This is a genomic window from Rhizobium leguminosarum bv. trifolii WSM2297 (assembly GCF_000271845.1).
The window spans coordinates 72515-89245 of sequence record NZ_JH719393.1; the positions used below are offsets into that span (position 1 = coordinate 72515).

The 16731-nt window shown below is 58.9% G+C and carries 17 protein-coding genes and 3 pseudogenes; 14 read left to right on the forward strand and 6 right to left on the reverse strand.

Annotated elements, in window-relative coordinates:
* Positions 1 to 47: 47 nt before the first annotated feature.
* Positions 48 to 200 (forward strand): hypothetical protein, encoded by a 153-nt coding sequence (locus RLEG4DRAFT_RS40705; RefSeq protein WP_003575441.1) that lies wholly within the window; start codon positions 48 to 50, stop codon positions 198 to 200.
* A gap of 303 nt (positions 201 to 503) precedes the next feature.
* Here the strand turns inward: RLEG4DRAFT_RS40705 and RLEG4DRAFT_RS04125 are convergent, their stop codons facing one another.
* Entirely contained in the window at positions 504 to 2405 is a 1902-nt protein-coding gene (locus tag RLEG4DRAFT_RS04125) for a potassium transporter Kup (protein WP_003575442.1), read from the reverse strand.
* A 447-nt stretch (positions 2406 to 2852) separates the two neighbouring features.
* On the opposite strand from RLEG4DRAFT_RS04125, the gene RLEG4DRAFT_RS04130 reads away from it, so the two are divergent.
* Positions 2853 to 3209 carry a response regulator gene (locus tag RLEG4DRAFT_RS04130; RefSeq protein WP_003575443.1) on the forward strand — a complete coding sequence of 119 codons (357 nt, stop codon included), beginning with the start codon at positions 2853 to 2855 and terminating at the stop codon, positions 3207 to 3209.
* Positions 3210 to 3590: 381 nt separating this feature from the next.
* Positions 3591 to 3848 carry a GlsB/YeaQ/YmgE family stress response membrane protein gene (locus tag RLEG4DRAFT_RS04135; protein ID WP_003575444.1) on the forward strand — a complete coding sequence of 86 codons (258 nt, stop codon included), beginning with the start codon at positions 3591 to 3593 and terminating at the stop codon, positions 3846 to 3848.
* A gap of 350 nt (positions 3849 to 4198) precedes the next feature.
* Here RLEG4DRAFT_RS04135 and RLEG4DRAFT_RS04140 read toward each other — a convergent pair whose 3' ends face one another.
* Together RLEG4DRAFT_RS04140 and RLEG4DRAFT_RS04145 are read right to left on the reverse strand one after the other, a co-directional pair.
* Complete coding sequence (locus RLEG4DRAFT_RS04140; protein ID WP_003575445.1) at positions 4199 to 4990, reverse strand: SDR family NAD(P)-dependent oxidoreductase; 792 nt, start codon at positions 4988 to 4990, stop codon at positions 4199 to 4201.
* Positions 4991 to 5019: 29 nt separating this feature from the next.
* Positions 5020 to 5769: an SDR family oxidoreductase gene (locus RLEG4DRAFT_RS04145; protein ID WP_003575447.1), complete on the reverse strand. Its 750-nt coding sequence runs from the start codon at positions 5767 to 5769 to the stop codon at positions 5020 to 5022.
* 742 nt (positions 5770 to 6511) lie between these two features.
* On the opposite strand from RLEG4DRAFT_RS04145, the pseudogene RLEG4DRAFT_RS42350 reads away from it, so the two are divergent.
* The 4 genes and pseudogenes from RLEG4DRAFT_RS42350 to RLEG4DRAFT_RS04165 all read left to right on the forward strand — a co-directional run.
* Positions 6512 to 6818 (forward strand): annotated as a pseudogene (locus tag RLEG4DRAFT_RS42350) (hypothetical protein); the annotation flags it as partial.
* A gap of 21 nt (positions 6819 to 6839) precedes the next feature.
* Positions 6840 to 7520 (forward strand): peroxiredoxin-like family protein, encoded by a 681-nt coding sequence (locus RLEG4DRAFT_RS04155; RefSeq protein ID WP_003575449.1) that lies wholly within the window; start codon positions 6840 to 6842, stop codon positions 7518 to 7520.
* Positions 7521 to 7954: 434 nt separating this feature from the next.
* Positions 7955 to 8213: pseudogene (locus RLEG4DRAFT_RS38435) on the forward strand (DUF982 domain-containing protein); the annotation flags it as partial.
* A 1095-nt stretch (positions 8214 to 9308) separates the two neighbouring features.
* Positions 9309 to 9734 (forward strand): GNAT family N-acetyltransferase, encoded by a 426-nt coding sequence (locus tag RLEG4DRAFT_RS04165; RefSeq protein WP_003575451.1) that lies wholly within the window; start codon positions 9309 to 9311, stop codon positions 9732 to 9734.
* A 78-nt stretch (positions 9735 to 9812) separates the two neighbouring features.
* On the opposite strand, the gene RLEG4DRAFT_RS04170 is transcribed toward RLEG4DRAFT_RS04165, so the two are convergent.
* Positions 9813 to 10061 carry a hypothetical protein gene (locus tag RLEG4DRAFT_RS04170; RefSeq protein WP_003575454.1) on the reverse strand — a complete coding sequence of 83 codons (249 nt, stop codon included), beginning with the start codon at positions 10059 to 10061 and terminating at the stop codon, positions 9813 to 9815.
* 144 nt (positions 10062 to 10205) lie between these two features.
* Here RLEG4DRAFT_RS04170 and RLEG4DRAFT_RS38440 point away from each other — a divergent pair, with 144 nt between their 5' ends.
* From RLEG4DRAFT_RS38440 to RLEG4DRAFT_RS04180, 3 genes are read left to right on the forward strand one after another with little or no spacing between them, the layout of a single operon-like run.
* A complete protein-coding gene (locus RLEG4DRAFT_RS38440) occupies positions 10206 to 10382 on the forward strand; it encodes a DUF3606 domain-containing protein (protein WP_003575455.1) in 177 nt (58 codons plus the stop codon).
* Between the two features lie 3 nt (positions 10383 to 10385).
* A complete protein-coding gene (gene xth / locus RLEG4DRAFT_RS04175; protein ID WP_003575457.1) occupies positions 10386 to 11189 on the forward strand; it encodes an exodeoxyribonuclease III in 804 nt (267 codons plus the stop codon).
* The gene (locus RLEG4DRAFT_RS04180; RefSeq protein WP_003575458.1) at positions 11186 to 11404 is read left to right on the forward strand and encodes a hypothetical protein; all 219 of its coding nucleotides are present in this window, start codon (positions 11186 to 11188) and stop codon (positions 11402 to 11404) included. The genes xth and RLEG4DRAFT_RS04180 overlap by 4 nt, the downstream gene beginning before the upstream one ends.
* A 1-nt stretch (position 11405) precedes the next feature.
* Here RLEG4DRAFT_RS04180 and RLEG4DRAFT_RS04185 read toward each other — a convergent pair whose 3' ends face one another.
* Positions 11406 to 11948: a hydrolase gene (locus RLEG4DRAFT_RS04185; RefSeq protein WP_037093424.1), complete on the reverse strand. Its 543-nt coding sequence runs from the start codon at positions 11946 to 11948 to the stop codon at positions 11406 to 11408.
* Positions 11949 to 12252: 304 nt separating this feature from the next.
* On the opposite strand from RLEG4DRAFT_RS04185, the gene RLEG4DRAFT_RS04190 reads away from it, so the two are divergent.
* Complete coding sequence (locus RLEG4DRAFT_RS04190; protein ID WP_003575462.1) at positions 12253 to 12693, forward strand: hypothetical protein; 441 nt, start codon at positions 12253 to 12255, stop codon at positions 12691 to 12693.
* A gap of 205 nt (positions 12694 to 12898) precedes the next feature.
* Here RLEG4DRAFT_RS04190 and RLEG4DRAFT_RS04195 read toward each other — a convergent pair.
* A pseudogene (locus tag RLEG4DRAFT_RS04195) lies at positions 12899 to 13507 on the reverse strand (TetR/AcrR family transcriptional regulator); the annotation flags it as partial.
* Between the two features lie 88 nt (positions 13508 to 13595).
* On the opposite strand from RLEG4DRAFT_RS04195, the gene RLEG4DRAFT_RS04200 reads away from it, so the two are divergent.
* The 3 genes from RLEG4DRAFT_RS04200 to groL all read left to right on the forward strand — a co-directional run bounded on the left by RLEG4DRAFT_RS04200 (position 13596) and on the right by groL (position 16582).
* Positions 13596 to 14369 (forward strand): SDR family oxidoreductase, encoded by a 774-nt coding sequence (locus tag RLEG4DRAFT_RS04200; protein ID WP_003575466.1) that lies wholly within the window; start codon positions 13596 to 13598, stop codon positions 14367 to 14369.
* Positions 14370 to 14587: 218 nt separating this feature from the next.
* On the forward strand, positions 14588 to 14884 hold the full coding sequence (locus RLEG4DRAFT_RS04205; protein ID WP_003575468.1) for a co-chaperone GroES: 297 nt from the start codon (positions 14588 to 14590) through the stop codon (positions 14882 to 14884).
* Between the two features lie 63 nt (positions 14885 to 14947).
* Positions 14948 to 16582 (forward strand): chaperonin GroEL, encoded by a 1635-nt coding sequence (gene groL, locus RLEG4DRAFT_RS04210; protein ID WP_003575470.1) that lies wholly within the window; start codon positions 14948 to 14950, stop codon positions 16580 to 16582.
* The last annotated feature ends 149 nt before the right edge of the window (positions 16583 to 16731 follow it).

The window sequence follows — 16731 nt, forward strand, 5'->3', positions numbered from 1 at the left end:
CGTTTCCCGGCGGTGTCTTATGCGCCGCCGGGCGGCAGGAGCAATCAATGATCTACCATGAAGATAAGCCGTCCGGCACTGCCTTTCCCATCATAGTCATCCTGATTGCCATGGTCGCTATTGTCGGCAGCCTGGCGCTGTCATCAGGCCATCCAACGTCGGCTCGGGTCTGGATGCCTGTTACTTCGGCAGGCACCTAATCCCCGTCATCGACGATGGCTGTGGCATTCGCGATGAATGCCGCGCGCCTGATAGGCGACAAGGATTGGTCGTTCGAGAAAATCGTTGATCTCGCATCGTCGTTGTAGAAGTGCTCGTCCTCGAGGCTCCTGAAACCCTTTGAGGATCTGCCGAGCAGGATACAGCATGATCCTGCCAGCTGCGGGAGCGGGAGATGGTGGCGGTTCCGCGGATTCGGCCGTCAGTGCCATGAGCATGAGAGATCGAAGATGCCCGGTTGGCGTTCCTCGTGCATGGCCGAGGAGCGGCCCCGGGCTGTGGCGTTAGATGGTTGTCTGCAGGCCGAGTTCGACAACACGTCCGGACGGCAGCCCGAAGTAGTCTGTCGCATTGCTGGCGTTCTGGGCAAGCGTGATGAACAGACGGTCCTGCCAGAACGGCATGCTGCCCTTCTTGGACGGAAGAAGCGTGCGGCGGGACAGGAAGAAGGAGGTCGACATGATGTCGAACTTCAAGCCAAGCTTACGAACCAGAACGAGCGCGCGCGGTATGTTCGGAGTCTCCATGTAGCCGAAAGTGATCACAACACGGCTAAAGAGGGGGTTGAAGCTTTCCAGGAAGATCTTCTCATCGTCTGGTACGAAGGGCCTCGTCGAAGTCACGACGCTGAGAATGACGTTCTGCTCGTGAAGCACCTTGTAGTGCTTGAGACTATGGAGAAGCGCAGTCGGCGCGCCTTCAACATCGCTTGTCAGGAATATCGCGGTCCCTGGAACCGTGGGCGGTTTCTTACGGGCCAGATTGCCGATGATCGCCGTGAGCGGGATTTCGTCGCTTTTAGTGCGGGCGGCGAGCAGGCGCCGCCCAGCCGTCCATGTCTGCATGACGATTGCCATCGTCGATGCAACAGCCACGGGAACCCAGCCGCCATCTGCGAACTTCGCGACGTTGGCGGCGAGAAAGCCGGCGTCGATCAACGCCAACGGGACGATGACGGCAAGGGCCGTCGCAGGCTTCCAGCTCCAGATACGGCGCATTACGATGAACAGTAGGACCGACGTTATGAGCATTTCGCCCGTCACGGCGATGCCGTAGGCTGCGGAAAGGCTGCTGGAATTCCGAAAGAAGAGCACAAGGCCTGTTACGAACACGAAGAGCAGCCTGTTCACCTGCGGCATGAAAATCTGCCCGGAATGCGTCTCAGAAGTGTGGAGGATCTGAAGGCGCGGGAGAAGATTGAGATGCATGGCCTGGCGGACGAGGGAATAGGCGCCGGAGATCACCGCCTGGCTGGCGATGACGGTCGCTGCTGTCGCCAGACAGACCATTGGTATCCTCGCCCATTCGGGATGCATGCCAAAAAAGGGATGGGCAGCCATCTCCGGGTTCGCGAGCACGAATGCTCCCTGTCCAAAATAGTTCAGAAGAAGGCTCGGGAAGACGAGCGAAAACCATGCGATGACCATCGGACGGCGGCCGAAGTGTCCAAGGTCGACGTATAGGGCCTCGGCTCCGGTCACGGCGAGGAAGACCGCTCCCAGCACCGCCACGGCCGAGCCGATATTGTTTGCGACATACCGGAACGCATGGAACGGGTTTAGCGCGCCTAGCACCGACGGATCGTCGAAGACGTGGATCATCCCGCTGACGCCCAACACCATGAACCACAGCGCCGTGATGGGACCGAAGACTGATGCCACACCGCTTGTGCCGAACCGTTGGACGAAGAACAGCACCGCGATGATGGTCAGTGTAATCGGCACGACCCAGTTCGAGAGTGCCGGAGCTACCACCTCGATACCCTCGACTGCAGACAGGACGGAGATCGCCGGCGTGATGATTGCGTCGCCGAGGAAGAGCGAGGCGCCGACCACGCCCAGGACAAGCACCCATTTGGGGCGACCGGTCAGGCCCTCGCGAGCAAGGGTCATCAGTGACAAGGTGCCGCCTTCGCCCCGGTTGTCCGCCTTCAGCACGAACGTCACATATTTCAAGGTGACGACGATCGTGAGCGCCCAGACTATCAGCGAAAGGATTCCAAGCACGTCGGCATGATGCGCTCCGGATCCTCCCGTGGCGTGCAGTGCTTCCCGGAAGGCGTAGAGCGGGCTTGTTCCGATGTCTCCATAGACGACGCCGAGCGCCGCAAGGACGAGCGCCGGCAGCCCGTGCCGGCGCTGATGTTCCAGTTCCGGATCTTCAGATCGCATCTGGGAATTGGTCAAATGGGGTGTCCTGTCAGGGAGCGTTGACCGCCTGCGGGGACGTTGCCACCGGCCAAGCCTCATTGCAACGCCAAAACGAGGATGCACCTTCTGCATCACGTCGCTGGCCGGGGGTAGTTAGGGGTGCCAGTGCGAGCCATCCCTGCATGGCGGTGAAGATTGATGGGGCCTTGCAGTAGCGAGAGGTTCCCTCAAGGTTACGGCGAGGTTGACGGGAAGCAACTTTGTCGAGCATTTCCATAGAATACAAGCTCTTCGACGACCACCGCCATGTGTCGTGTATCGCGCTGTAGTGTCGCTCTGGTGCCTGCAAGAGAGCCGCGAAACAGGTAGCGCGCAAACTGAACGTGGCCTGTGAGTTTCACGGCTTCGAGAAATTGTCTCGGCTGCACGGGAACCTGCTCTCGGTGGGCAAGTTCCTTCGCAATGGTCCCAGGGTAGGTTACGATGCCGTCTAAAGTTCTGATAGTCGAAGACGAGCCGCTGCTGCTCATGCTCGCCGTGAACCTCGTCGAGGAAGCCGGGTTCGAAGCCCTCGAGGCGAGCGACGCCGAGGCAGCGATAACACGTCTGGAAACGGAAGCGGACGTCCGCATCCTGCTGACGGACATCGATATGCCCGGATCGATGGATGGCCTCATGCTGGCCACGATCGTCCGGGACAGATGGCCGCCAATCCGCATCATCGTCGTGTCGGGCAAGCGGACCCCGACGGTTTCCGAGCTCCCCGAGAGCGCCGTCTTCTTCTCTAAGCCCTATGACGTGCAGAAGATGGCGGAGACCCTTCACAAGTTGGCCGCTTAAGCGCGCGGAGATGGTATCCAGGTAGCAAATCCGATGGACAGTTGTTGCCCAATCGCGCTTCGTTGCCTCGATAGTCGTACGCACCGATCGTTTGGGTACGCGCGCGTTTCCCTCTGCGGGGGACGTGGGTGGCCGGCGCGAACCAGGCGGACGTGTACGAGGCGATCGTGGAAGAGATCGGAAGCCTTCGGACCGCCCGTGAGCGCGATCCCGACCCCGCGGACGACGACGCCGCGCGGCTTGGTGAGCCCCGCAAACGAATGGCCGGCCGCAGACTCATCGCTCCGGTGGAACCATCCGTCGTCATGCGTGTTTCGTTGCAGGCTGGCTGACGGTTTCGTCGGTGTCAGACACTCAAAACTCGATCAAAGGGGACGCAATATGGAAAATGCAGGCATCGGCTGGATCGCGGCTATTATCATTGGCGGCATCGCAGGCTGGCTCGCCGAAATGTTCATGAAGTCCAACATGGGCGTCCTGATGAACATCATTCTTGGTATTGTCGGCGCGATCGTCGCTAACTTCCTTCTTTCGCTGTTCGGCGTCGTCCTCGGGGGCTGGGTCGGAAACCTGATCGCGGGCTTCATCGGAGCCTGCATTCTGATAGCGCTCGCGCGCATGGTCCGCCGAACGGCTTGACCGACAGCACGGCGGCGCTTCGACGGCGCCGTGCTCATGCATTTTGCGGCTGAGTGTCCTGAACGGGCGATCCACCCAGCGTCCAAAGTGCCTTCGCGACGGTCTCGTCGGACATCGCCTGGAGTGATGTCTTGTACGAGTTCGTCCGGCTGTCCCCTTCGCCGCGGCGACGACGACCGCGCCGCTGGCCGCCAATGTGACGCCGGCCGGCCGACGCCGCTCTTTGCGCGTGTTGCGAAGTGACGTTCCCTCAGTGCCATGTGTCCAAAACCGGCTGGTCGTCGTCAAGATTTCCGTTGCTCGCGGCGTCGTAACGCTTGATTTGCCATACGGAATCTGGACTTAACCTCTCAAAGCGTATCGATCAGGCCGCCGTCCACGCGCATCGACGCACCCGTCGTGGCCGACGCCAGCGGGGACGCCAGATAGGTCACCATGTTGGCTATCTCCTCGACACTGGCGGCGCGCTGAATGATGGAGCTGCTCCGGTGTTGCTTGACGAAGTCGGCTGCAACCTCCTCGATCGGCTTGCCGGTTTTTTCACGCTCATCGGCAAGCATCGCCTCGACGCCTTCAGACAGAGTGGGGCCGGGAAGAACCGAGTTCACGGTCACTCCAGTGCCGGCCATGCGTTTGGCAAGCCCGCGGGCGACGGCGATGTCGGCTGTCTTGCTGACGCCATAGTGGATCATCTCAACGGGTATGTTGAAGCCGGATTCCGACGCGATGAAGATGACACGGCCCCAGTTGGCGTCCTGCATGCCTGGCAGGTACGCACGGGACAGTCGAACTGCCGACATAACGTTCACCTGCCAGTGCCGGTCCCAAACCTCGTCCGTGGTGTCGAAGAAGTCGCTCGGCTGGAAGATCCCGGCGTTGTTGATGAGGATGTCGACGCGGGGCTGCTTCGTTACAAGCGCGGCGCACCCTTCGGCAGTAGCGAGATCAGCCGCAACTGCGGTGACGGCGCCCTCTGCGCCCTCTCTCTTCAGCCGCTCGGCAGCCTTTGCGGTCTTTTCTTCGGATCTGCCGTTGACGACGACGTCCGCGCCCGCTCTCGCGAGCTGCCGGGCGATCGCGTAGCCGATGCCCTCTGTGGATCCGGTCACCAGGGCTGACTTTCCTTTGAGATCGATATGCATGTTCTTGCTCCTGTGAAGTTGGACGTCGATTAAAGGTTGCTCATGCCGCCGTCGATGACGAGCTCGCTGCCGACGATGTAGGCAGCCTCGTTCGACGCGAAGAAGACCACCGTCTTCGCTACTTCCGACACGTGGCCGAAACGGCCGACCGGGATCTGATTCTGCACGCCTTCGGCCATCGCCTTCATGTCCGATTCCGACATGCCTAGCTTCCCGTATAGAGGTGTCGCGATCGGGCCGGGGCTGACGGCATTGACGCGGATGCCGCGACCAAGTAGTTCGCCCGATAGCGTCTTAGCCAGTGTCAGAAGAGCGCCCTTGGTCAGCGAATATACGCTGGAGTTGGGCATGCCGATATGAGCGTTGATCGACGTGTTCAGCACGATCGAGGCGCCCTTTGAAAAGATCGGCAGGAGAGCCTGGATGAGGAAGTAGGGTCCCTTCACGTTCGTCGAAAACGACTTGTCGAAATCGGCTTCTGACCAGCTCTCGACCGGGCCAAATTGAGCGACGCCGGCATTCACGAACAGGATGTCGAGCTGACCGAAGGCTTCCTTTACCTCGCGGAAGACATCCTGCTGGCCATCCACGCTGCCGGCGTCGGACTGGATGACGATGACGTCGTCGCCAAGTTCCTTGCGAGCCTTCTCTACGCTGGCCGCGCTGCTGCCTGTCACGGCGACGCGCGCGCCTTCGGCGACGAACTGTCGGGCCGTCTCAAGGCCGATGCCGCTGGTGCCCCCGGTGATGAGGGCTGTCTTGTTAGCAAGTCTGGACATAATGAATTCCTTTTTGCGGTGTTGGACGGCCTCGATGCCGGGGGCGATGACAATGATTTACTGCAGGCGAGCTATTCGAATTAGTGGTCCGAAAGCAATTCTGTTGTTCGGCGATGCCGAACATTTCGACGGTGCGCCAGGGAGGAAAGACGACGACCCCCTCCCTGGCGTCGCGCAGGGTTCAGTACAACGGGGACGTCTCCGAAAGCGAGGAGTGACTGTCGGGGGCATCGCATCGATGCATGTGCCGCCCGCCGCCGTCCTCGTCCATCTGCAGGCAGACCACGATCCAATCGGCCGGCATGCCCCGGAAAGAGTCTTGTGCGCAAGGACGCATATGTGAAGAATGCCTTTGTGCCATAGATCGGTCGGAGCGAAACCCAAGCAGGGGGCATTTTACTTTAAAATTTGGAATTGAAAGACTGCATCAATAATACGACTTGCGCGCGAGGAGCTCTATGACGGCAACCACATCGAGAGGCCGCAGTCACGATCGTGGTCTTTCTTGCTTCTGAACAAAGTAGGTGTTTGCCTCACACCTTGATCACGACGCGTTGTGCCATTTCGAATGCCACTTGTGACGGAGATGGCAAAACGCGCCATTTGCAGCCATCAGAATAAGCTTTCATGTGTGGCAGCTCATTGACCCGTTGACGACGTTGGTGGTCGCAGACTTGAGCGTCCAAAACAAGTTCGGGAACCGACCTTCAGCGCAATTAGCATTCGGGAGTCTCTCGTGTGAGGTGTACCAGCCGCCGAGAAGGCAATCGAGATCGCCCGTGCGCTCGACCAACGTGGATCTCGCGCTGCCGTTGATCGTCCTGGGAAGCCAGAACTCGCGGTCCGTTATTATTATAGCGAGGCGCTCGAGAAGGCTCGCGAAACGGGCGAGCCGCAGATGCTTTTTCCGTGCTATGATGGGCCTGCAAGGCTCAATCTCGACGTCGGCAATATGGCAGAGGCCGAAGGCTACTTTGCCCCGGCGTAGGGAGTTTGCGCCCAGCACGGGCTCGACCGAAGCGCTGGGTGTGCTGCCTTTTTTTGACTGATCCGGGGCGAGGAGGTTGTTCATGTCCACGAGTAGTGTCAACCGCCCGCTGCAGCCGGGCGACCGGGCACCGAATGTTGTACTCGACGCGATCTCGCGCGAAGGCAAGATCGCGCTCGATGATTTTCGAGGCCGTAGCCCGTTACTGATCGGTTTGTTTCGAGGCCTACACTGTCCGTTCTGCCGGCGTCATGTCTCGGCGATGGCGCAACTCAACCCGGCCCTGAAGGAGAAAGGCATCGAATGTCTCGCCGTGGTCAAGACGCCGGTCGAACGGGCACGGCTCTACTTTCGTTACCATCCGCTACCCAACCTTCTTAGCGCATCCGACCCAGAGGGGGCTTCGCATCGCGCCTTCGGTTTGCCCATCCTCGAGCTCACGGAGAATGAAACCGAATGGCCGCACAAGCTCGGAATGGACGCGGTCATGACAATGCGGATCGATCTGCCGGGGGAGTTGCCCGTGCCGATGAACCCGGCTGCGGCGGGCGACTTTCTTGAGAAAAAGGACCGGTATGAAATGACGGAGGCCGACCAGCAGATTATGATCGCCGGTCACATGCCGCTTATCGGCGAGTTCCTGCTCGATCGGGAAGGCACTGTGCGCTGGAGTTTCACAGAAGCCGAAGAGGGAGGCCAAAATGTATGCCGGGCGCCGAGTACCGAAGAATTGATGTCAGCAGCTTCCCAAGTCGCACATTAATAAGCTGCTGAAAAACTCGTTCGACGACCACCGTCCTGTATGATTCTGTGGGTTTGAACCATCATCGAGATACTTAGGCGCGGCGGCTAAGGTCTGCCGTAAGCTTCGTAGCGATTTCCATTCAATGCCCCGCGGAGTGACCCGGCGCTGGAGTGGCACGCTCAGCGCATATGCGAGGCCACGTCCGCTCCTTGCCGCGATCACGTCGTTCCGACAGGCGCCTCATACGGCAAGTTTCCACCCTGTCAGTCATGTTTGGATCAGCCTTCTAGTGACCGCTTCGGGCCGACTGCAGTCTTCGAGCCACATCACTTTCCCTTGTGACACCAAGGCGGAGAAACTCCCTTTGTTCGTCCATGGATAGGCGATCACAGATCAGAGCGGCCAGAGCAACGTGGGGCAGCGCCGAGTGCCGCCGAGATGAGGCATGGTTTCTCGTGCGGACGCTGGGCGAGGGCGCGCATCTCCTGATCAAAGACGGGGCTTCCGACGAGCGAGGAATATGCGGCTGCCGTTAAGACGTGCGGCGACGCAATTAGTGGAAAAATTGCTCCGGAACAATTCCGGGAAGCGCTTGTGTGCGCGGCCGATGAGGCGGATATCGCTGCTCTAACCGTGGTTCAACGGGGTGTTGGAAAGCGACTACCGGACCTTCCATCATCAAAAATGCAAAGAAAGCGCTGTCCTCAATGATGGACGCGAGCGCATTTGTGCCCCTCGCCATTGCAGTTCCCGAACTGAACCCGAAGATTTTCTAGGATCGCCGTCGGAGAGCAACCCTGCGAATGCATGTCTAGGATCCGCGCGACGAGATCGTGGTGGTCTGGAGCAACCTTCAGCTCATTGCAAGCGTCAGTGATGATGGCCTGTAGTCGTTCGAGGTCATCAACATCAATTGCGATATCGGCAAGCAGGCCCAATTCACCTTCTCCGTAAACAGACGCCGAGAGTGAGTATCCCTCGTTGGAACCAACCGCCCCGTCGTAGCGCGAGTGCGTAAGCAACCCAGCCGAATTTCCATTATCTCGAACAAAAGTCCGACATGGATCGATAATACTTCACCAGGGAGGTTCTGACTGGAGTCAGGGCTACAACGAACCTCCCTGGTGTCCTTTCAACAAGGATCAGGAGAATCTACACCGCCTGGCGCTGAGGGAAAGACGGACCTAAGTCGGACGGCGGCGCCGCGACCTGTTTCTGATATAATTTGAGGTAGATGACGGTCTGTGGAGCGGACGGAACGAGAGGACTGTTCTACTGTTCTTGTGCGGATAAGAGCAGCAAAAGCGCCCCGCGAAACGGGGCAATTGAGCGAAAGAGGGAAAAGACGAGACCGCGCGAGGGGCGGGCGATGTTGAGAGGCTTGCGAGCGCAGGCCTCTTTCGCGCGGTCCCGACGCAATAACGATAGAGGATCCGTCTGGTTCCTGTACGCTTTCGGACCGACCGACCCGCCGCGGTTGTTTGCCGGCAAGCTCGGGATCGGCGATCAGAAAAGCAAAATCCCCGTGGAGTTTGCGGCGGCCACGTTCGCGGCTGGAGCCCCGAATTTTCCTGCTTCGTTGAGTCCAGAACCATCGCCAATTTGGGGTCGTTGTCGAAAGCTGTTCCTGCGTAGCTTCAACTTCCCGATACATAATTTATGATGCTGATGCTCCACTGCGAGTTTCGGCGGATAATGCAGACCTAACGACGCTGTAAAGTCCGTCACCTCGGTCTATGGCCGGTTGCAGTCGGCGCGTTATTTCCTTAGCATCTTGCTGGCTTCTCACATAGGATTCATTGAGCGATGCCGGAAGTCATCACAACGTGTCGACTCACCCCAGATACCGCTTGGCTGCTTGAGAACATCGCGGAAGAGGTTTTTGACGAGGAAATTAGCCCCCAGCGGCTTGCCACCTATTTGGAGTTGCCGGGGCACCTGATGATCCTTGCGGTTTACGGAAAGCAGGTCATCGGACAGGTCGCGGCCTACGTTCATTGCCACCCCGATCAAGCGTCGGATGTTTACATCGACAATCTGGGAGTGGCTCCCGCTTTCCAGCGACGTGGTGTCGCGCGACGCCTTGTCGACGATGTCTTTGCGTGTGGCAAAACGCTGGGATGTCACCAGGTGTGGATCGTTACAGACACCGAGAACGATGCCGCTCGCGCCCTCTACGAAGGTCGAGGCGCCGCAGCCGAGCCTATTGTTATGTTCTCCTATAAACTCTGACTGCCGCTGCGTTCGTTTTCCGCGCACCCATGCCCGGAACTTGCCTGCGTTCCTAGTCGGGCTCATCCGCTGCGATACTCACTCCCCAAAAACGCTCCGATTGTTGCGCCGAGGATGCCGCTCGGCACCAAGTTGATCCCACTCTATGAGTTGCTGCACGTAGCGATGATTGAGATCCAGCGCGGCTCCGAAGCCGTGTTCGCGTTCAATCGCATTGGAGGCTTCGAGACGCGCGAAAATGTTAGCCACCTCGAGGGCGCCCGCCCCTTCGAGAGTCGAAAACCAGCTTTCGTAGTTGCGACAACTTTGATCGGCAGCGCCGACCATGCCGGCTTCCTGCATCTCTCTGTGCGTAGCGATGAACGTCTAAGGTGGCGCCCAAGCGGGTTCGCGCGAACGAAGGTGTCGCTAGTGGAACTTCTTGATTCGACGCCCGTTTTCCGCTGATCGGAATCAACTGGAGGCAGCAAGATGGCAACCACATCCCGAGGTCGCGCACAGGATCGTGCAAAAGTCGCCGGCGGTCAGGACCATGAGGTCAAATACGAGGCGAAGAAGGAAGGTGTGTCGAAAGACACCGTCAAGAAGGCCGTGAAGAGCGCGGGCAATTCACGCAAGAAAGTTGAGACGGAAATCGGTCGCCACTGACCCGTGAAGATCGCGACCTACAACGTCAACGGCGTTAACGGCAGGCTCGAAGTCATCCTCCGCTGGCTGGCCGAGGCCCAGCCGGACGTGGTCTGCCTTCAGGAGCTTAAAGCCCCACAGGACAAGTTTCCGATCAAGGCGATCGAGGCGGCTGGCTATGGCGCCGTCTGGCAGGGGCAGAAATCCTGGAATGGCGTGGCCATTTTGACGAAGGGGCAGGAACCGCATTTGACACGAAAGGGCCTGCCAGGCGAACCGGAGGACGAGCACAGCCGCTATATCGAGGCTCTCGTCAACGGGATTGTCATCGGTGGCCTGTATCTGCCGAACGGCAATCCGTATCCGGGGCCTAAATTTGACTACAAGCTCCGTTGGTTCAAGCGCCTCCACGATTACGCGGCCGAACTGCTGGACCTGGACGTGCCTGTCACCTTAGTCGGCGATTACAACGTGATGCCGACCGAACTCGACGTCTACAAGCCGGAGCGCTGGACAAACGACGCTCTGTTCCGTGTCGAAGTCCGGCAGGCTTACAAGGCTCTCGTCGATCAAGGCTGGACGGACGCACTCCGCCACCTGCACCCGGACGAACGGATCTATACGTTCTGGGATTACTTCCGAAACGCCTACGCGCGCGACGCCGGACTTCGCATCGATCATTTCCTTCTTAGTTCGGGGGCCGCGTCTCGCCTCGTGAAGGCGGAGGTCGACAAGCACGTCCGCGGCTGGGACCACACCAGCGACCATGCGCCGGTTTGGATCGAACTGCAGGACGAACCCGTCAAGAAGAGGAGGAAGACGAAATGAGCCAGCCCGAATGGAAAGCACAGCTCGGGGCCAAGGTGGAAGAACTTGTCGACGGCTTCGTGGTGATCGGGGCCAAGCAGGAGGATGTCTTCGAAGCGATCATCCAAGAAGTCAGTCGGCTCCGGGCGGCATTGGAACTCGATCCGGATCCTGCCGCCGACAGTAGCGGCGTTGAAGAACCCGCCAACGACTGGCCGGCGGCGGCTCGCGATTAATTCAGATCCCGGTTTTCCGAACCGGGGCGACCAGCCGAGCCGATCTCGGAAATATCCTGCGTGCTGTCAGGATCGTCTCAAGCGTGACCGGGCGGAAGTCAAGGACGTCGACCCCGACGTCGAACTGTCGTGGCTGCGGTTTCAGCCTTCCGTGCGAGTGGCCATGTAGGTTGATCGATTTCTTGCCCATCTGGTTCCATGTCCGGAACGCGTAGTGACACAGAATCAGGAGGTTGCTGTCGATCCGGAGTTCAGCATAGTGCTGGACGCTCTCCCAGCCACGTGCCGTCATCGTCGAGCTCGGATCGTTGTTGCCGATGATCAGGTGCTTTCTTCCGTTCAGCCGACACAGCAGGTCCTCGCTCGGACCCGCTCGCGGGGATATGAAGTCTCCGAGATGCCACACGTCATCATCTGCACCGACAGTCTCGTTCCAATAATCGATCAGTGCGGCGTCGTGCGCTCCCATATTGAGAAAGGGACGGCGATCGATGCGAAGAACCCGCGAGTCTCCGAAGTGCGTATCGCTCGTGAAATAGATCATGACCATGAGATCGGAGTTCAGGAGGGGGCGCCAGGGGCAGGACTCGCAGCCGAAGGTCTAAGGCTGTGGGTTGTTAAATGTTACAGCTTCGAGCATGCCCCTTGGGCAGGCAATCCTGAGTGAGCGAGCGTTGCGCACCGGCCCCGTCACCTAAACTATGTTGCCATCCGCCTTGTTTCGTGGCCTTCTCGCAGTTGGATTGTGGCCGGGTGTTTGGAACTAATGACGGGCGAGACTGAGCTGTGACTTTGACGCTGACGTGCCCTCCTGGCCGGTTAAGCCTAGATTTGAGGAGACCCGCATCATGAAGAATTCGTCGAGATTTCGTTCAGTCGCGGCTGCGGTAATCGCTGCAGCAGGAATCAGCGTTGCCGGCTCCGCGCATGCCGACAGCGGTACCATCAGATTCTCAGTCTACAAGGCTGCCTTCTTTGTGGGTGGTTCTGGAGGCGAGGGCACGCTGACCTTCCATGGTCGCCACTATCCGGTCTCTGTCGGCGGCATCTCGGGCGGCCTCGCCTTCGGGGCTTCCAAGACCTATTTCCATGGTACCGTTCGCCACATACGCCGCGCCCGAGATGTGACGGGTGTTTACGGTGCGGCAGGCGGTGGCGGCGCGGTCGGCAAAGGTGCCCAGGTAATCGTCATGACCAATGACAAGGGCGCCCAGCTCGAACTCTCAGGCAAGCAAGTCGGCCTGCAAGTCAACGCCGATCTCAGCGGTTTGGCCATCACGGTGAAGTAAGGGCCACTGCTCCGTTCGTCGTCCCTGCAGTTCGGCTACCCCGAATGGGAAGAGTCGGCTTTCAGCTTTACCATTTCGGAAGCGACCGTTCCCAAATGGGTCATTTCTCTTTCGTCACGGCGACGTCGATTGCTGAGGGATCTGATAACAGGTCGTTTGTTCGAATCCGTTCAACTGCTCCGAATTCAGACTGTCGAGATCTTCGCTTTTTTCCCGGCCAAGCCGTGAGTGCGAGATCGATCATCCGTTTCAACAGGGCATTGCAGGCGCCGTCGCAGGCCTGGGCGGACATCCCCTGGATGATCGCCCCATAGAAGCGCGCGAGCGTATCGGTATCGGTTTGCGCCGGCAATTCACCATCCTCGACGGCACGGTCAAACCGGGTTTTAAGAGTCTGCATCGACGTCTCGCGCAATGATGCCGTCATCCGCGCGACGGACGCATTCTCTTCCGCATGCTGCAGGACGGCCGTCGAGACCATGCAGCCCCGCGGCTTGTCCGGCTGGGTGTCACCGTCAGCGATATCGTAAAGGTAAAGGCTCAGGGCTTCGTAGACGGGAAGACTTGATTGCAGGATTTCCGACCGGCGACTGTTTTCACGGGCAATGCTGAAGTCGAGCGCCTGACGATACAATTCTTCCTTGGAGCCGAAGGTCGAATAGAGAGTGGGCGGATTGATCCCCATGGCCTTCGTGAGGTCGGCGGTCGATGTTCCTTCGTAGCCGCGTTCCCAGAACAGCCGTGCCGCGATGTCGAGCCCGACGTCGCGATCCAGCACCCGCGGTCTGCCTCGTTTGCGGACTGGCTTCTCCATTAAAATAGTGATCCCTATTAAACTATTGACAGTCGTTTTTCCGCTCTTATTATAGGGATCACTATTTAATTTAGCAACGGAGTGATCCATGTCCCAGAGACTCGCAGACAAGATAGCCCTCGTCACCGGAAGTTCGCGCGGTATCGGCCGGGCAGCCGCCCTTGCGTTTGCGAAGGAGGGTGCCGCGCTAATCGGCGTGCACTACACCGCCAACGCGGATGCGGCCGATGCCACCGTACGCGACATCGAGGCGCTCGGCGTCAAGGCCGTCGCCGTGAAGGCCGATCTCAGACAGGGCAAGGACGCGGCCGAGAGCCTCTGGGCGCAGTTCACCGAAGCTGCGCGTAGCGAAACGGGCTCGTCCGGTCTGGACATTCTGGTGAACAATGCCGGCATCGCGCCCGCACTGTCATTGAAGCAGACGAGCGAAGCCGCTTTCGACGAGGTGATGACGATTAACTACAAGGCGCCGTTCTTCTTGATCCAGGCAGTGGCCGACCACATTCGTGACAACGGTCGCGTCATCAATGTCTCGACTGGGTTTACGCGGATCGCCGCGCCGACGCATCCGGCCTACGCAGCCTCCAAGGGGGCGCTGGAGACATTGACACTGGCGCTGGCACCTGAATTTGCAGCTCGCGGGATTACGGTCAATGCCGTGCTGCCGGGTGTGACGGAGACGGATATGAATGCCGAGTGGCTGGCATCACCAGACGCGCGCGCTGGCGCCGAAGCACTCTCGGTCTTCTCACGTGTCGGACGGGCGGAGGATGTCGCCGACGTCATCGCCTTCCTTGCATCGTACGATGCGCGTTGGACGACGGGACAGATGATTGATGCGACGGGTGGCGCCCGGATCTGATCGATTCCGAGGCTCCTCTCTGTTTGCAGCCATTCAAACCAAGACATAGGCGTATCCTTGACGAGGTGCCGGTTGGGGTCCGGTTCCCAGTTCGTCCACCAGACGCCGATCTTGGCACTATCAATACTAGAATGATTGCTAGCACTCTCGACGTAAGACTGCTAAGAAGGCATATCGAGATCGGACATTGGGCCGCGTTCTCGTTGAGGAACTCCAAAATGATTAAGACCATTTTTCGGCCGTTGCACGACCGTGTCGTCGTGCGCCGCATCGAGGCTGAAGCCAAGTCCAAGGGCGGCATCATCATTCCGGATACCGCCAAGGAAAAGCCACAGGAAGGCGAAATCGTCGCCGTTGGCGCCGGTGTACGTGACGAGAGCGGCAAGATCCTGCCTCTCGACGTCAAAGCGGGCGATCGCATCCTGTTCGGCAAATGGTCCGGCACCGAGATCAAGTTCAACGGCGAAGACCTGCTGATCATGAAGGAAACAGATGTCATGGGCGTTATCGCCTGATCGTCTGCTACATCGCTATTTCTCTTTTATGACGACCATTGGGCATCAGCCCGGGAGTTTTCCATGTCTGCCAAACAAATCAAATTCGGCCGTGATGCCCGCGAAAAGCTGCTGCGCGGCGTCGATATACTTGCCGATGCAGTGAAGGTCACGCTTGGCCCTAAGGGCCGCAATGTGGTGATCGATAAATCCTATGGCGCGCCGCGTATCACCAAGGATGGAGTGGCGGTCGCAAAGGAAATCGAACTGGACGACAAGTTCGAGAATATGGGCGCCCAAATGGTGCGTGAAGTGGCGTCAAAGACCAACGACGTCGCTGGTGACGGCACCACGACCGCGACTGTTCTTGCCCAGGCTATCGTCCGCGAAGGCGGCAAGGCCGTTGCAGCTGGCATGAACCCTATGGACCTGAAGCGTGGCATCGATCTTGCTGTCGCCGCCGTGGTCAAGGACCTGCTTGCAAAGGCCAGGAAGATCAACACCTCGGAAGAAATCGCTCAGGTCGGCACGATCTCGGCCAACGGCGAGAAGGAAATCGGCCAGTACATCGCCGATGCGATGCAGAAGGTCGGCAACGAGGGTGTGATTACAGTCGAGGAAGCCAAGACCGCCGAAACCGAGCTCGAAGTCGTCGAAGGCATGCAGTTCGACCGCGGATATCTGAGCCCTTATTTTGTCACCAACGCCGAAAAGATGGTGGCTGAGCTGGAAGACGCGTACGTGCTGCTGCACGAAAAGAAGCTTTCCAATCTCCAGGCGATGCTGCCGATCCTCGAAGCCGTCGTGCAGACTGGCAAGCCGCTGGTGATAATCTCGGAAGATGTGGAAGGCGAAGCCCTGGCAACGCTCGTCGTCAACAAACTGCGTGGTGGCTTGAAGATCGCTGCCGTCAAGGCTCCGGGCTTCGGCGACCGCCGCAAAGCCATGTTGGAAGACCTCGCGATCCTGACGGGCGGTACCGTGATCTCCGAAGATCTCGGTATCAAGCTCGAAAATGTCACGCTTGAAATGCTGGGCCGTGTCAAAAAGGTCTCGATCACCAAGGAAAATACCACCGTCGTTGATGGGGCCGGCACGAAGGCCGACATCGAAGGCCGCGTAGCCCAGATCAAAGCCCAGATCGAGGAAACCACCTCGGACTACGACAAGGAAAAGCTGCAGGAACGCCTTGCCAAGCTTTCAGGTGGGGTTGCCGTAATCCGCGTTGGCGGCGCGACGGAAATTGAAGTCAAGGAAAAGAAGGATCGCATCGATGACGCGCTCAACGCCACGCGCGCGGCTGTCGAAGAAGGCATCGTTCCAGGCGGTGGCACAGCTCTCCTGCGCGCTTCCATCGTCCTCGATATCAAGGGCGAGAACGACGACCAGAACGCCGGTATAGCGATCATCCGCAAAGCGCTTCAGTCGCTGGTTCGCCAGATTGCCGAAAACGCCGGTGACGAAGGTTCGATCGTGGTCGGCAAAATCCTGGAAAGCAATACCGACAACTTCGGCTACAATGCTCAGACGTCTGAATATGGCGACATGATCGCCTTCGGTATTGTCGATCCGGTAAAAGTTGTGCGCACCGCCTTGCAGAACGCGGCTTCGGTTGCCGGCCTTCTGGTGACGACGGAAGCCATGATTGCTGAGCTTCCCAAGAAAGATGCTGCCGGCGGCGGTATGCCTGACATGGGTGGTATGGGCGGTATGATGTAACAATCTTCCTTCGGGAAGTTCGCAAGTAATTTGCGACACAGGGCTCCGACCGATCGGAGCCCATCATCCCCATCAGACGACATTGGGATTTGTGATTGGAGTCGCCGCGCGCCTCCAGAGCTTTCGCCCAGACTCCCGAACCAAAGAAG

Excerpts from the sequence above, each read along its gene's own strand:
- RLEG4DRAFT_RS40705 (WP_003575441.1), top strand. The coding sequence starts at position 48 with ATGATCTACCATGAAGATAAGCCGTCCGGCACTGCCTTTCCCATCATA.
- RLEG4DRAFT_RS04130 (WP_003575443.1), top strand. The coding sequence starts at position 2,853 with ATGCCGTCTAAAGTTCTGATAGTCGAAGACGAGCCGCTGCTGCTCATG.
- RLEG4DRAFT_RS04135 (WP_003575444.1), top strand. The coding sequence starts at position 3,591 with ATGGAAAATGCAGGCATCGGCTGGATCGCGGCTATTATCATTGGCGGC.
- RLEG4DRAFT_RS04140 (WP_003575445.1), bottom strand. The coding sequence starts at position 4,990 with ATGCATATCGATCTCAAAGGAAAGTCAGCCCTGGTGACCGGATCCACA.
- RLEG4DRAFT_RS04145 (WP_003575447.1), bottom strand. The coding sequence starts at position 5,769 with ATGTCCAGACTTGCTAACAAGACAGCCCTCATCACCGGGGGCACCAGC.
- RLEG4DRAFT_RS04155 (WP_003575449.1), top strand. The coding sequence starts at position 6,840 with ATGTCCACGAGTAGTGTCAACCGCCCGCTGCAGCCGGGCGACCGGGCA.
- RLEG4DRAFT_RS04165 (WP_003575451.1), top strand. The coding sequence starts at position 9,309 with ATGCCGGAAGTCATCACAACGTGTCGACTCACCCCAGATACCGCTTGG.
- RLEG4DRAFT_RS04170 (WP_003575454.1), bottom strand. The coding sequence starts at position 10,061 with ATGGTCGGCGCTGCCGATCAAAGTTGTCGCAACTACGAAAGCTGGTTT.
- RLEG4DRAFT_RS38440 (WP_003575455.1), top strand. The coding sequence starts at position 10,206 with ATGGCAACCACATCCCGAGGTCGCGCACAGGATCGTGCAAAAGTCGCC.
- RLEG4DRAFT_RS04180 (WP_003575458.1), top strand. The coding sequence starts at position 11,186 with ATGAGCCAGCCCGAATGGAAAGCACAGCTCGGGGCCAAGGTGGAAGAA.
- RLEG4DRAFT_RS04185 (WP_037093424.1), bottom strand. The coding sequence starts at position 11,948 with ATGATCTATTTCACGAGCGATACGCACTTCGGAGACTCGCGGGTTCTT.
- RLEG4DRAFT_RS04190 (WP_003575462.1), top strand. The coding sequence starts at position 12,253 with ATGAAGAATTCGTCGAGATTTCGTTCAGTCGCGGCTGCGGTAATCGCT.
- RLEG4DRAFT_RS04200 (WP_003575466.1), top strand. The coding sequence starts at position 13,596 with ATGTCCCAGAGACTCGCAGACAAGATAGCCCTCGTCACCGGAAGTTCG.
- RLEG4DRAFT_RS04205 (WP_003575468.1), top strand. The coding sequence starts at position 14,588 with ATGATTAAGACCATTTTTCGGCCGTTGCACGACCGTGTCGTCGTGCGC.
- groL (WP_003575470.1), top strand. The coding sequence starts at position 14,948 with ATGTCTGCCAAACAAATCAAATTCGGCCGTGATGCCCGCGAAAAGCTG.